Raw genomic sequence first — 13,336 nt, 5'->3', positions numbered from 1 at the left:
ACAGTCGAACCCGGACTCCAAACGTAGCTGCTACTCAAGATGGGGGGACGTCGGCACCACCACCCCCCTCTGAACCTCTGCCACAATCGTTTAATCGCACGCTCGCATAATGCGGGATGTTTTTTTATTTCAAATCCTTACCAGACGATACAGCTTTGCCACCGAGGATAACCCTTAAAAGTGCAAGTAAGTAACTCGACGCATTACACACTTACCAATAGGTAGATACAATATACAGTGATCATATGACCAATCATCGGAATGACGATATAAGCGGAATGCATATACCATCTCGTATCAGAGAGGCCCCACCACACGTGGTTCATAGGAAAAATAATCCCTGGGAATAGGGTGAAAGCAATCACTGAGACTATGAGAATCCTCTTTGTTCGTGGGCTACGCATTTTTTGATAATGATCGTAGATAGCGAAAGATGCCCGCATTTCGCTCAAAAGATTTTGCGCCTTCTGAATCCTCCCCCAAATATCTTTGAATGAGTCCGCGAACATGTGCTCTACGTGCGAGATACTTTCGCGAAAACTCCTAATTCCACTCACAAGGCTTTCTTTTTCCAGATCCTTACTAAGTTTATTTGAATCTCTTAAAAAACTATCGGAGGAAGCGTCTTCGAGGTGGCCTTTTTCTAATTCCCGAAGGCGAATTTCCCATTCGCCTAGAGTCTTCTTCAAGGATGCCAACACCTCACCTTCGTTGTCGGCAGCCTCAACCATCCTTAACAATTTCTGGCCATGCAATTTCTCAATCCACAAAAGAAAAGACACTGAATCCTCTAACTCTTTATGCCACGTCCTGTAAGCTTCCACACTTTGCTCCCCCTCACTCAATCGAATCGGCCGAAGGGAACCATCCGGGAGGGATTCTGTCCGAGGAATAAATGGATAATGATGCACGATAGCTACCAAGGACTCCATCACGAGTACACCACGCTTAGCTGCCTCATTAGGCCCAGGCAGTGAATGATGGGGATTTTCCATCCCTAACAACAACAGCCTAGAGGAAATCTCCTGTCGTTTAGTCTTATCACCTGTGTCGTACTCGGGTTGCAAAGCCGCTTTTATGCTGAGGGTCCCCGGGAACAAAGGTTCAATTTGCCGATAGGCGAGAAATATTCGTTCGAGAGTTGCTAGATTGCGATCACTAAGCAAGGAAATGAATATGCCAAATGCGGCCATTGTGATCGCCAAGATTGTCGCATTGATGCTCGCCACAGTAAGAAGATTGCCCTCATTCATCGAGCCCACCTTTAGCCTTGAGGAATTCGACGTAGCTCTGGAGCTACGAAAGAATGTTAACAGTTTCATAATGCCCCCTCTAACTCCTGGATTCTGTGTGCTTACGTTGCGATACTACTTTGACCATATATATCAAGTGAAGCGGGGGCTGCGCCCCCGATCCCCCCGGCCGTCCGGTCCAGTGGTCCGGAACGGCCGGGCGGCCTCGTTGGGCGGATCTTTGCGTGACCAATCTCCCCATGGTTTGAGTATCCCTATTCTCTCTTCTGTCTTTATAAGCAACGATCCAACAGAATGGCGGCCAAGCTGACGCATCGCCGCCTTGTGTATGGAGGAAGCATCGTTCCCTCTCACCCGTAGCGGATGGTGGACGGGTGACAGGGAGAAATTGATTTGATGGCTTCACCGTCGCCCCGTCAGCCCTGCACACTCCACACAAAGCCAGACTTCGCACATCACGTCGTTCTCCGCATAACAGAAGCGTGCCCAGGCTCGTTCGAAATGGCAGAATTCGCAGAGCCGTTCCTTGGTATGTTCGGGACAGAGCCAAGCTTTTCGTGCCCGGTCGTACGTGGTCGCTTCTCGTCCACAACAGGTCGGTCCAAATAGACTCGGCAGCTTAAGATCGCATTGATGCCAGATCATCCTCACACCTCCTGATAGACAAGCCCCTTTCCCAGCACCAATTGCAGAATCGTGCCGCTGAACCAAATCGGATGCCCCGAGAGCAGATCCTCCCAGGTCTTCAGAAACACAATGCGCGGGATTTCAATCTCACCCCTAATCCGGCGATAGGCATTCCGAGTCGACCATTGGTGCCGCATTTCTTCCCACAACCGACTGATAGGAAAGCCCAAGGACCGCTTCCAGGACCAGCACATATTCACGTAGCCACATTGATCCTGGACGTACTGGCTGATGACATAGCGGCTGAGACGGTTTCTTGAACGATGGCTGGGCTGATAGGCCTTGATCCAGACCACCGGAGCCCCGTGGAGGGCTTTCCACTGAGACGAGAGCCATTCCTGGGAGATCCAGAACCGGCGAGCACGTTCCCCATCCGGCACCCGCCAGGCCCAGAAGATGTGGAGGACGCCATGTCCTTCTTCCGTGCGAACCTGGTAATACTCCAACCCCTGAAAGCCCAGCTGGCGTTCGATTCGCTGCCGCAGTTGCTTGTGATGGTACGTCAGCTTCTCCGCATCCCCGCCTTCTGCCGTAGACAGAGTGACCCAGAGGACTTGGAATTGGTGGCATTCCCAGAACCACAGCAACGACCGCACCCGGTGATAGCCCCGTTTCTGCTTCCTGGTCCATTCCCCGGCGACTGGCTCCCGCCGGAACTCCTTCCAGCGGCTCATAGGGCACCTTCCGCCTGAGGAATGGCCGGCCTCAGACCGACAGCTAGAATCCGTTCCAGTTCCTCAATGGGAATCCGCACAGCGCGCACCGACGGCTTCACATAAGCGATCTGCCGTTTCAGGATGTATTTCCTGATCGTGCTTTCTTTGAGCCCTAACCGGTTCGCCGCTTCTCGAATGGTGATCAATTTTGTACTCGGGACCATCGGGCACCTCCTTGAAAGAATGGTTCAAAAATGATCACGGCTGATATTCGTGAGCCGTGATTCTTCTTGACACCCATTAGCAAGGCGGAGGTACACTTGCCAAACACATTCCGGTGGAAACGGCCCGTTCGCACGACACATTTTTCGGTGGTGTTGGGATCAGGAACCTAGGGAGGGGTCGGCATGAAAAAGGAGCGAAGGCATGAGCGCACAGGGACACGCGGAGCAGGACTTCCAACTGGAGTATCAGAAGGCGATGGAGCGTATCCAGACGATGCCGGATGGCGCCGTGGGGTGGGTGCTCCGGTTTTTACAGACCGATCTGGAGACCTTGACGCCCACGGAATGGACGCTGGTGGCGTTTGAGGTCGCGGCCTTTGTCGATGAGACGGGGGAGCGGTATGGCGGGATGGTGGCCCCTGAGAGTGGCTGGAGCGTGGAAGGCGTGCCTAACGCGAAGAACTATCAGACGATACCCAGTCGCAAAGAAGCCCTGGACATTCAGGCTGCCGTCTTGGAGCAGTTAGAGCTCTATTGGCATGAAGGATACACCGCCTTCACGTTTCCACAGATGACGCTGGTCGTGGTGTCGCCGGGTGAGGGCTCTGACGAGGCCGGGACGGTCATCGTGAGCGCGAAACGCAAGGCGAAGGAGTTTGAATACCGATTTGTCCACCTCCTGGCCCAAACGGGGGACTACATTCGGCGCTGTCCGGAATGCGCCACGATCTTTTTCGCGATCCGACGCGACCAGCTATACTGTCAGCCGCGCTGCCAAAACCGCGTCGCAGCGAGAAAGTGGCGCGAGTCCAATAAGAGCGGGGAACGAAAGGAGAGCCACCTTGGCAAGAAAAGCGGGAAAGGATAGAGGCATCGTCGAAAAGCCCGCGGGCTCGGGGAAGTGGTGGGTACGGCTAATCATGAACGGCCGGGAAAAATGGTTCCGTGCCACCAACAAGAGCCAAGCGAAAGCGCTGTATGGTCGACTCAAGGCAGAAGCGCGAGAAGAAACGTACTTCCCAGAGAAATATAAGAAGACAAAACAGGTCACGTTACGAGCATGGATTGCTCGCCATCTTGAGGGTTGTTCGAATCGAAGCGTGGCTAATTCACGACGGCATGGCCGTTTTTGGTCACTGTTGCTTGGGAATCGAACCCTGCGGGACATCTCTACGGAAGACCTACGGCGGATTCAGGCACAACTGAAGGCACGTTACGACTTGAAGAAGGCTAACGGAACCCGGCGCAAGGCTCCACCGACTATCAATAGATATTTCTCCTATCTAAGGCATGTCCTCACGTTGGCGGTGAATGACGGCAAGATTGACCGCAACCCGATGAGCGGCGTGAAATTCTTTCCAGAGGCCATCAAGACCCGGTTTCTCACAGACGACGAAATTGCTCGCCTCCGCCACTTGATGGAGCCGCGAGTTTGGGAAATGGTCGCATTCGCGATTGAAACAGGGTTGCGGCGATCGGAACAGTTTAATCTCCGATGGTCGCAGATCGACATGGAGAATCGAGTCCTCAGCTTACCGATGCCCAAAGGTTCGAAAAGCCGTTATGTGCCATTGACCGACGGGGTATGTGCGCTACTCTCCAGGTGGGATTCATTCACGAAGTCCCCTTTCGTGTTTCCCGCAAAAGACCCTCTCAAACCCCTGGACGCGCGCTCATTTGTCAGATGGCACTTTGACCCAATGCTACGGCGAGCCGGAATCGTTGGCGCAAGCTGGCATTCCCTGAGGCATACGGCAGCCACCCGGCGGGTATTATCCGGCGCGAGTCTCTACGGGGTACAGCAGCTTTTAGGACACCGCGATATCAAAACGACGGCGAGGTACAGCCATCTGACGCCCGGCTTCATGCAGGAGACCGTAGCCAAGGGCAGCTTGTTTACTTCGCCGCTAGAAAGTCAGGCCGAAGTGCGAACCGGGAGTAAAACCGGGAGTGGTCTAAGTAAACTTGGAGGGACTGCTTCACAACCTGTTGATTTTGTGGTGCGCCCGGTTGGAATCGAACCAACGACCCTCAGCTTAGAAGGCTGATGCTCTATCCGACTGAGCTACGGGCGCGATACTGAGAAACTCGTGAGGGGTCAGGCGTCCGAGGGAAGGGCGAACCATGAGGCAAGAAACTAGCGACCACCCCCTACATTCCACGCCTCACGTCGATTTATTTGGTCGGGGCGAGAGGATTTGAACCTCCGACATCCTGGTCCCAAACCAGGCGCGCTACCGAGCTGCGCTACGCCCCGACTGAGTTCTGTTCCGTCATCATCTGCTCAAGAAGAGTCCTGGCTTGGGTAAAGGCCCGGGCTCGATGGCTGATTCGATTTTTCACATCCGGCGACAGTTGGGCCAGAGTCTGATGATACTCCGGCAGAAAAAAGACCGGATCATACCCGAAACCACGGGAGCCCGCCGGCTCTTCGGCAATGCGTCCCTCTAACACCCCTTTAGTCGAGATGGTCTTGCCGGAAAGAAACGCAATGGCCGCCACGGTCACAAAGCGGGCACCTCGATTTTCTACCGGAACACCCTGAAGCTCGTTCAATAACTTCCGGCAATTGTCTTCATAGCTGGCATGTTCTCCAGCATACCTCGCGGCAAAGGCACCGGGACGCCCGCCAAGGGCATCGACTTCGAGGCCGGTATCATCTGCCACCGCCGGCAAACCCGTATACCGGGCGATCTCGACCGCCTTTTTCATCGCGTTGGCTTCACAGGTCTCGCCGTCCTCCACCACGTCCGGCGCGTCGGGAAAATCGTCCAGGGTACGGATCGTGATGTCCATACCGCCTAACAGGGCAACCAGCTCCTGCTTCTTATGCTGATTCCTGGTCGCCAGCACGATCTGCATGGTTAACTCAGCGCGCCGATCAACGACTTTTGCAAATCGACCAATTCACGGATCGCGCCCCAACCGAGGTCGAGAAACTCATCCATATCTTTCTTATTGAACGGCGTCTTTTCAGCCGTCCCCTGCACCTCGACATACTGCCCGGCGCCGGTCATCACCAGATTCAAATCCACCTCGGCATGCGAGTCTTCTTCGTAGGCCAGGTCCACCATGACCTGCCCCCCGACCTTGCCGATACTGATGGCCGCCAGGTAATCGGTCAACGGATTAACCTTGATCAAGTCCTTTTTCTTCAGCACTCCCACGGCATCCGCGAGGGCAATAAAGGAGCCGGTAATAGAAGCCGTGCGGGTTCCACCATCGGCTTGAATCACATCACAATCGATCCAGATGGTCCGCTCGCCCAAACGCGATGTATCAATAACCGCGCGGAGGGCACGTCCCACCAACCGCTGAATCTCCAACGTGCGGCCGCCCTGCTTACCCTTGACCGATTCCCGGGGCGAACGATCATGCGTGGCGCGAGGCAACATGGCATATTCGGCTGTCACCCAGCCGGCGCCCTTACCCTTCAAAAACGGCGGAACTTTATCTTCAATCGACGCCGTGCAAATGACCTTGGTGTCCCCCATTTCGATCAAGACGGAGCCCTCGGCATGTTTTGTAAAATTGCGCGTCACTTTGACCGGACGGATCTGATCCCGCCGACGGCCATCGATTCGACCTAGCCCTGCTCCGCTCGCCATTGAGTCGCACTCCTTCCTGCACAGCAAATCTAAAAGAGCGGATTATAGTGAACGGGGCTTCAAAGAGCAAATCCAGCCGCGCAACCGGTGACTGGTTTCTCAAACTGCGTTTCGGCTGGCAATCGGGAAAGCCCCCTGTATAATTCAGCGTGATGGCGCAGGTTGCTGGTTCCTCGGGAACGTCGCCTGCTCGAAAGCCGACGAACGAGCGTCAGAGTTGACGATCAGCGCCCCGGGCCTGGCAGAGCGGCCGGAAACCGCCACTCGTCGGATCTTGTCCCGAGAGAACAGATTTCCCAGCATTGATGCAGCAATGGGCGGGCGGCACGAGACAGTTGGTCGCACCGCGGCTTGAGTGGCATAAAAGGTGCTTTTCCCCTCAATCCATCATGCACTTCAGACTTTACGCCCAACGACCGATACTGACTCTATTGCTGATCGGCCACCACGATTAACCTAGCCCGGCGAACCATATGAGCATTCCGAGCGTCACCGAAGTCACCACTCAGCAAGCGATCCTCGAAAACCGCAACATCCTGATCGTGGACGATGAAGAGCCTATCCGTCGATTATTGGGCTACCTTCTCGAACCCCACGGCTACAAAGTGACCCTGGCTGGAGAAGCACGCGAAGCCCGTCAACGGATGGAGAGCGGTTCCTATGCGTTGGTGCTGTGTGACGTGAACATGCCGGGCGAATCCGGCATGGATCTCATTCGCCACATCCTGACGCAATACCCCAGCACCGCCGTGATCATGATTACGGGTCTCGACAGCCCCGTCCTCGCGAATGCGGCCTTGGATATGGGCGCCTTCGGCTACGTCATCAAGCCGTTCGAAGCGAACGAAGTCCTGATCAACGTGGCCAACGCGTTGCGACGACGCAAGTTGGAAATTGAAAACGCCATGCACCGGGAGAATCTGGAAGAAGTCGTCCGGACCAGGACGATTGCCCTGCAGCAAGCACTTGAATGGCTGGAGCGGAGCGAGAAGGAACTGCGCCTCTCCCGCGAAGAAACCATTCAACGGCTCGCGATCGCGGCCGAATACCGCGACAGTTCGACCGCGCAGCACATTCAACGGATGAGCCACTACTGCGAACTGCTGGCCCGTCGCTACGGGCTCTCACCCGAGCGATGCGATCTCATCCGCACCGCCAGTCCGATGCACGACATCGGCAAGATCGGCACCCCGGACCATGTGCTGCTCAAACCCGGCAAGTTCACCCCCGAAGAATTCAAGGTGATCACCCAGCATACGGAAATCGGGTATCGGATTCTGGCCGGGTCCGATTCGGAACTCTTGAAAGTCGCTGCGCTCATCGCCTGGACGCACCACGAACGCTTCGACGGCACCGGCTACCCGCGTGGACTCAAAGGCGAGACGATTCCGCTCGAGGGTCGGATCACCGCCATCGCCGATAACTTCGACGCCCTGACGACGCAACGCGTCTACAAGCCGGCCTATGATTTCGATCACGCGAAGGAACTGATGCTCAAGGAGCGAGGCAAGCACTTCGATCCGGAACTGCTGGATATCTTCTTCGACTCGATGGAGGAGATCACACGCATTTACGATCAATTTGCCGATCCGACGTGGTTGTCCACCTCCCGCCACCGCACCATTACGCAGGACCAGGGGGAAGTCGCATGACCCGCGCATCACGCAATTGGATCGCGTATCTGTGCGAGAACCTCGCCTCCTCCGGCATGATGCCGACCTGGGAAGCCGCCACCTACCTGACCGACAACCTGTTCGGCGACAAGCCCAACCCCCGGCTCTTGCGAACCGCCTGCCCCTATGAGGATACGACGCACCTGCTGCACCGGCTGTATCAACCGCTGGTCGAAGCCGCCACGCGCGATATCCCGATTCCCGCAGCAGCCATGATCCACGTCTTCACGGATATCAGCCTCACCGGAAAATCGGCAGTGCTGGTGGTGTATTTCCCGGGGCAGAATCAGCCGCACCAGCTCTTACTGCTGGATGCCGCCAAAGCCTGGGAACTGGTGTTTGAGAATTCAGAAGACTTCAATACCTGGGCGGAGGAACGGTATCACTGGATTAAGTCCTCGCTCACGAGTGTCATGGCAGGCGTATCCGTCTCCTCCGCCATTCCCTCGCCCCTCGAAGCCGTCAAGAACTGATTGGAAGGTAAGAGCCTATGGCCCGTGGCGGATAGCCTAGCCCGGAGCCTTCCTCGTCTTTTCTGTCCGCCATAAGCTATATGCTATCTGCCATCGGCTCTTCGCAATTACGCATCGTAGTTCAGATTGGGAGCCAGCCACCGCTCGACTTCGCCGACCGATAGTTTCTTGCGGGTCGCGTAATCCTCCACCTGATCGCGATTGATCTTGCCCACGGCGAAATACTTCGCCTCCGGATGCGCAAAATACAAGCCGCTGACCGCAGCGGCCGGCAGCATGGCATAGGATTCAGTCAGGGTCACGCCCGATTGAGCCTCGGCATTGAGTAGATCGAAGAGCGTTCGCTTCTCCGTGTGATCCGGACAGGCCGGATAACCGGGAGCCGGACGGATCCCGCGATACCGCTCGCGAATCATGTCCTCATTCGTCAACTGTTCGCTCTTCCCATATCCCCATTCGAGCCGCGCCTGTTTGTGCAGCCATTCGGCAAAGGCCTCCGCCAGCCGGTCCGCCAAAGCCTTGACCATGATGGAATTGTAGTCGTCATGATCCTTCTCATACTTCGCACAGAGCGCCTCCACGCCGATGCCGGCTGTCACCACAAACGCACCCACGTAGTCGGCTCGTCCTGACTCCTTGGAGGCGACGTAATCGGCGAGCGCCAGGTTGAACTGGTCGGCCGGCTTTTCCATCTGTTGCCGGAGCGTGTGGAAGGTAGCCAGCGGCTCACGTCGATCCTGATCCCGATAGAGATGAATGTCATCGCCCAGGCTATTGGCCGGAAAGAACCCGTAAACGCCGCGAGCGGTCAGCAACTCACCCTGAATGATCTCCTCCAGCAAGGCCTGCGCATCGGCAAGCAGTTCCTTGGCCTTCGGTCCCACCGTGGCATCGTCCAGAATCGACGGATACCGGCCGCGCAATTCCCACGTGTGAAAGAACGGCGACCAATCGATGTAGGGCACCAGGTCGCGCAAGGGCATGCGATCGATCCGGCGCACGCCGGTAAATGACGGCACGGGGATATCGGCAGCAGCCCAATCAGTCGGCAATTTGTGTTTTCGCGCCTCGTCCAGACTACGGAGGACTTTCTGCCCACGATCCTGATGCGCCTGCCGGATACGGTCATAGTCAGCACGGACGCCGGCCGAGAACCCCTCCCGCTGCTCGTCGTTGATCAAACTCCCCACGACACCGACGGCACGGGAGGCGTCGAGCACATGCACCGTTGCATGGCCGTACGAAGGGGCAATTTTTACGGCCGTGTGAGCCTTGCTGGTGGTGGCGCCGCCGATGAGCAACGGCACCGTGAAGCCTTGTCGCGTCATCTCCTTGGCCACATGCACCATTTCATCCAACGACGGAGTGATTAAGCCACTCAACCCGACCATATCCACCTGCTGCTCGCGGGCCGTCGCCAGGATCTTTTCGCAGGAGACCATCACCCCGAGATCGATCACCTCATAGTTGTTGCAGCCCAACACCACGCCCACAATGTTCTTGCCGATATCGTGCACATCGCCCTTGACGGTCGCGAGCAGAACCTTGCCGTTCGCGCGGGAGGTGCCCAACCGTAACTTTTCGGCTTCCATAAACGGCATGAGATAGGCCACGGCTTTCTTCATGACCCTGGCGCTCTTCACCACTTGCGGCAGGAACATTTTTCCCGATCCGAAGAGATCACCGACGATGTTCATGCCCGCCATCAACGGTCCCTCGATCACGTCGAGCGGCCGGGTGGATTTCTGTCGTGCCTCCTCCACATCCTGATCGATGTAATCGGTCAGTCCCTTCACCAGCGCATGGGCCAACCGCTCCTCGACCGGCCTGGTCCGCCACTCGTCGTCCTTCACGGCCGCCTTCCCCTTCTGCTTGACCGTGTCGGCGAACGTCACCAATCGTTCGGTCGCATCGGGCCGGCGATTCAACAACACGTCTTCGACCAACACCAACAGGTCCTTGGGAATTTCCTCATACACGGCCAGCTGCCCCGCATTGACGATCCCCATGTCGAGACCGGCCTGAATGGCATGGTAGAGGAACGCGGCGTGCATCGCCTCACGCACGACGTTGTTGCCGCGGAACGAGAACGAAATATTGCTGACGCCGCCGCTGACCTTCGCCAGCGGCAGATGCTGCTTGATCCATCGGGTGGCTTCGATAAAATCGACCGCGTAATTGTTGTGCTCTTCCAGGCCGGTCGCGACCGTGAGAATGTTCGGATCGAAAATAATATCCTGCGGCGGCACCCCGACCTGTTCCGTCAGCAGGCGATAGGATCGCTCACAAATCTCGATCCGTCGCGCGACCGAGTCGGCCTGCCCTCGTTCATCGAACGCCATGACCACGATCGCCGCGCCGTACCGACGGATGAGCCGCGCCTGTTCGAGAAACTTGGCCTCGCCTTCCTTCAGACTGATGGAATTGACGATGCCCTTCCCCTGCATGTTGCGAAGGCCCTCTTCGATGACCTCCCACTTGGAACTGTCCACCATGATCGGCACCCGGGCGATGTCCGATTCCGCCGCCAGCAGCCGCAGAAACTTCTGCATCGCCGCTTTGGAGTCCAGCATGCCTTCGTCCATATTAATGTCGATGACCTGCGCCCCGCCTTCCACCTGCTGACGCGCGACGGTCAGCGCCTTGTCATAATCGCCGGCCAGAATCAGCTTGGAAAAGGCCGGTGAGCCGGTGATATTGGTGCGCTCCCCGACATTGACGAAATTCGACTCAGGCCGCACCGTCAAGGCCTCCAGGCCGCTCAGCCGCAAGTAGGGCTCGACCTTGGAGGGCTGCCGTGGCGTCACACCTTTCACTGCCGTGGCGATCGAATGGATATGGTCGGGCGTCGTCCCGCAGCAGCCGCCGACGATATTGAGCCAGCCGTTCTGCGCCCACTCCCGCAACTGCGGCGCCAGCGAGTCCGGCGTTTCGGGAAAACCGGTCGGCAGCAAGGGATTGGGCAAGCCGGCATTCGGATGGCTGCTCACAAAAATCGGCGCGATCTGCGACAGCTCTTCGATCAGGGGCCGCATTTCTTTCGGCCCCAACGCGCAGTTCATGCCCACACTGAGCAACGGCACATGTGAGATGGAGTTCCAAAACCCTTCGACCGTCTGTCCCGAAAACCCCCGATTGCTTCCGGCCTGAATGAAGGTAACCGAAGCCATGATCGGCACCTGTCGGGCACCTTCCGCAAACAGCTGCTGGATCGCGAAAAATGCCGCCTTGGCGTTGAGCGTGTCGAAGATCGTCTCCACCAGGAGCAGATCGACGCCGCCGTCCAGTAAGCCGCGCACCTGCTCCCCGTAGGCTCGCACCAGTTCAGGATAGGTCGTGCCACGCGCCGCCGCATCGTTGGAATCGGTCGAGACCGAGGAGGTCTTGGTGGTAGGGCCGATCGCGCCCGCTACGAAACAGCGCCGCGCGGGCTGCGCCGCGACGACCTGTGCCACGGCCCGCTTCGCGCACTCGGCACCGGCTTTCGACAACTCATATCCCAGGTCGTCCATGCCGTAATCGGCCAGCGACACGGACTGCGAGTTAAATGTATTGGTTTCGATGATATCCGCGCCGGCTTCCAGGTACTGCCGGTGAATGGCCTCAATGACATCGGGCCGGGTGACATTCAGAAGATCGTTGTGTCCCTTGAGATCTTTGGTCCAATTTCGAAAACGCTCCCCGCGAAACGCGGCTTCGTCCAGCTTATACCGCTGGATCATGGTGCCCATGGCCCCATCCAGGATCAGGATGCGCTCTCGCAGGAGGTCGCGAACTTCATGTACCGGCATGACTACCTATGTCTTTCTGCCACCGGACGTCAGGCGTGCGACGACTGCGTCGATGACTGGCAATTGGACGGCCATCATATCGGGAACGGACTTTTTTCAGCAAGCTCTTGCACAGTCTTCGCCTTGACATTGACTACCCCGGCCGATACGATGCCCACCGTTGTCTGCCCGAGCCTGAGACAATCCTATGGCGCATCAGACAGTCTCCCGCCTGTTCATCTTGTCCCTGTTCTGTATCGGTATCGTCTTGCTGAGACTCGATCTCCTGTGGGCGGGCCCCTACTTTGAGGACGGCTACCTCGGTCTCACACAAACGGAACTGCACGACAAACTCGGCCTGCCGCAGGCCGTCCGGGACCGCAAATCTGCGCTGCGTGTCTTCACCTATTATCCGATCACCGATTGGGATCAGTACTTCAAGAAGGTGGCCTCACCGGAGAATGGAGAAGATGTGTACACGTTCAAACGTGACGGCATCGACGTGCGCTATTCATTCAGTTACACCTTCGATCCGAACGACCACAACGACCAACGGCCGCTCTTCGTGCGCCTGGTGGATATCGAATTCACGCCGCCGGTCGGGTTGAGCAAGGTTCCCCAGCTCGTCCCTGAGTTCAAACCTTCCGAAGACGCCAACGCGCCGGTCTTCCGTTCGAACATCATGTTGTTGTTTTTCTCCGGAAGCCCTTCGCCGGAGGCGCGTTTTCTTGTGCGAGAGAAAGGGAAGGAAGCCCTGGACTGGTCACTCGCCTTTCAAATGTTCGCCCTGCAGGGCCTCCCCGATCCGCTGACCTCGAAGGCCCCGATCGACCGACTGGAGATCAGCACGCAGAGTTTACCGCTGGTCAAGCTCCGCCAACGCAACACCCACGAACCGGTCCTGAACCCCTACTCCAAGGCCTTCGCGCAACAGCCGCCGCCCGCGCCGGCCGTGAAAAAGATCCCGGTGCCCAAGTACGCCGACTGACAAA

11 protein-coding genes and 2 tRNA genes are annotated in these 13,336 nt (G+C 57.1%); 5 read left to right on the top strand and 8 right to left on the bottom strand.

The window, feature by feature from the left end:
- Positions 1–203: 203 nt before the first annotated feature.
- The 3 genes from H8K11_07995 to H8K11_07985 form a co-directional block, all read right to left on the bottom strand.
- Positions 204–1,253, bottom strand: coding sequence for a hypothetical protein (locus tag H8K11_07995; GenBank protein MCS6263686.1), 1,050 nt, complete (start codon positions 1,251–1,253; stop codon positions 204–206).
- Positions 1,254–1,900: 647 nt separating this feature from the next.
- On the bottom strand, positions 1,901–2,614 hold the full coding sequence (locus H8K11_07990; GenBank protein ID MCS6263685.1) for a hypothetical protein: 714 nt from the start codon (positions 2,612–2,614) through the stop codon (positions 1,901–1,903).
- Positions 2,611–2,820: a helix-turn-helix domain-containing protein gene (locus H8K11_07985; protein MCS6263684.1), complete on the bottom strand. Its 210-nt coding sequence runs from the start codon at positions 2,818–2,820 to the stop codon at positions 2,611–2,613. Before H8K11_07985 ends, H8K11_07990 begins: the two co-directional genes overlap by 4 nt.
- 202 nt (positions 2,821–3,022) lie before the next feature.
- Here H8K11_07985 and H8K11_07980 point away from each other — a divergent pair, with 202 nt between their 5' ends.
- Positions 3,023–3,688, top strand: coding sequence for a hypothetical protein (locus tag H8K11_07980; GenBank protein MCS6263683.1), 666 nt, complete (start codon positions 3,023–3,025; stop codon positions 3,686–3,688).
- A 52-nt stretch (positions 3,689–3,740) separates the two neighbouring features.
- Positions 3,741–4,868 (top strand): site-specific integrase, encoded by a 1,128-nt coding sequence (locus H8K11_07975; GenBank protein ID MCS6263682.1) that lies wholly within the window; start codon positions 3,741–3,743, stop codon positions 4,866–4,868.
- On the opposite strand, the gene H8K11_07970 is transcribed toward H8K11_07975, so the two are convergent.
- The 4 genes from H8K11_07970 to rph all read right to left on the bottom strand — a co-directional run bounded on the left by H8K11_07970 (position 4,819) and on the right by rph (position 6,428).
- Positions 4,819–4,895, bottom strand: a tRNA-Arg gene (locus H8K11_07970). The two genes, H8K11_07975 and H8K11_07970, sit on opposite strands and share 50 nt — an antisense overlap.
- Positions 4,896–5,000: 105 nt before the next feature.
- Positions 5,001–5,077 (bottom strand) — tRNA-Pro (locus H8K11_07965).
- Positions 5,068–5,682, bottom strand: a complete 615-nt coding sequence (locus H8K11_07960; GenBank protein MCS6263681.1) for an XTP/dITP diphosphatase — start codon at positions 5,680–5,682, stop codon at positions 5,068–5,070. The genes H8K11_07965 and H8K11_07960 overlap by 10 nt, the downstream gene beginning before the upstream one ends.
- 2 nt (positions 5,683–5,684) lie before the next feature.
- Positions 5,685–6,428, bottom strand: a complete 744-nt coding sequence (gene rph / locus H8K11_07955; GenBank protein MCS6263680.1) for a ribonuclease PH — start codon at positions 6,426–6,428, stop codon at positions 5,685–5,687.
- A gap of 473 nt (positions 6,429–6,901) precedes the next feature.
- Between rph and H8K11_07950 the strand changes: the two genes are divergently transcribed.
- Together H8K11_07950 and H8K11_07945 are read left to right on the top strand one after the other, a co-directional pair.
- Positions 6,902–8,080, top strand: a complete 1,179-nt coding sequence (locus H8K11_07950) for a response regulator (GenBank protein ID MCS6263679.1) — start codon at positions 6,902–6,904, stop codon at positions 8,078–8,080.
- Entirely contained in the window at positions 8,077–8,574 is a 498-nt protein-coding gene (locus H8K11_07945) for a hypothetical protein (protein ID MCS6263678.1), read from the top strand. Before H8K11_07950 ends, H8K11_07945 begins: the two co-directional genes overlap by 4 nt.
- Before the next feature lie 107 nt (positions 8,575–8,681).
- Here H8K11_07945 and metH read toward each other — a convergent pair whose 3' ends face one another.
- Entirely contained in the window at positions 8,682–12,365 is a 3,684-nt protein-coding gene (metH, locus tag H8K11_07940) for a methionine synthase (protein ID MCS6263677.1), read from the bottom strand.
- A 187-nt stretch (positions 12,366–12,552) separates the two neighbouring features.
- Here metH and H8K11_07935 point away from each other — a divergent pair, with 187 nt between their 5' ends.
- Positions 12,553–13,332 carry a hypothetical protein gene (locus tag H8K11_07935; GenBank protein MCS6263676.1) on the top strand — a complete coding sequence of 260 codons (780 nt, stop codon included), beginning with the start codon at positions 12,553–12,555 and terminating at the stop codon, positions 13,330–13,332.
- Positions 13,333–13,336 lie beyond the last annotated feature (4 nt).

The sequence above is a fragment of the Nitrospira sp. genome, from assembly GCA_024998565.1.
Taxonomy (GTDB): domain Bacteria; phylum Nitrospirota; class Nitrospiria; order Nitrospirales; family Nitrospiraceae; genus Nitrospira_A.
This window is presented reverse-complemented; position numbering and strand designations above follow the sequence as displayed.

What these genes read in the sequence shown, in the direction of transcription:
- H8K11_07995 (MCS6263686.1), bottom strand. Translation starts at nt 1,253, where the DNA reads ATGAATGAGGGCAATCTTCTTACTGTGGCGAGCATCAATGCGACAATC.
- H8K11_07990 (MCS6263685.1), bottom strand. Translation starts at nt 2,614, where the DNA reads ATGAGCCGCTGGAAGGAGTTCCGGCGGGAGCCAGTCGCCGGGGAATGG.
- H8K11_07985 (MCS6263684.1), bottom strand. Translation starts at nt 2,820, where the DNA reads ATGGTCCCGAGTACAAAATTGATCACCATTCGAGAAGCGGCGAACCGG.
- H8K11_07980 (MCS6263683.1), top strand. Translation starts at nt 3,023, where the DNA reads ATGAGCGCACAGGGACACGCGGAGCAGGACTTCCAACTGGAGTATCAG.
- H8K11_07975 (MCS6263682.1), top strand. Translation starts at nt 3,741, where the DNA reads ATGAACGGCCGGGAAAAATGGTTCCGTGCCACCAACAAGAGCCAAGCG.
- H8K11_07960 (MCS6263681.1), bottom strand. Translation starts at nt 5,682, where the DNA reads ATGCAGATCGTGCTGGCGACCAGGAATCAGCATAAGAAGCAGGAGCTG.
- rph (MCS6263680.1), bottom strand. Translation starts at nt 6,428, where the DNA reads ATGGCGAGCGGAGCAGGGCTAGGTCGAATCGATGGCCGTCGGCGGGAT.
- H8K11_07950 (MCS6263679.1), top strand. Translation starts at nt 6,902, where the DNA reads ATGAGCATTCCGAGCGTCACCGAAGTCACCACTCAGCAAGCGATCCTC.
- H8K11_07945 (MCS6263678.1), top strand. Translation starts at nt 8,077, where the DNA reads ATGACCCGCGCATCACGCAATTGGATCGCGTATCTGTGCGAGAACCTC.
- metH (MCS6263677.1), bottom strand. Translation starts at nt 12,365, where the DNA reads ATGCCGGTACATGAAGTTCGCGACCTCCTGCGAGAGCGCATCCTGATC.
- H8K11_07935 (MCS6263676.1), top strand. Translation starts at nt 12,553, where the DNA reads ATGGCGCATCAGACAGTCTCCCGCCTGTTCATCTTGTCCCTGTTCTGT.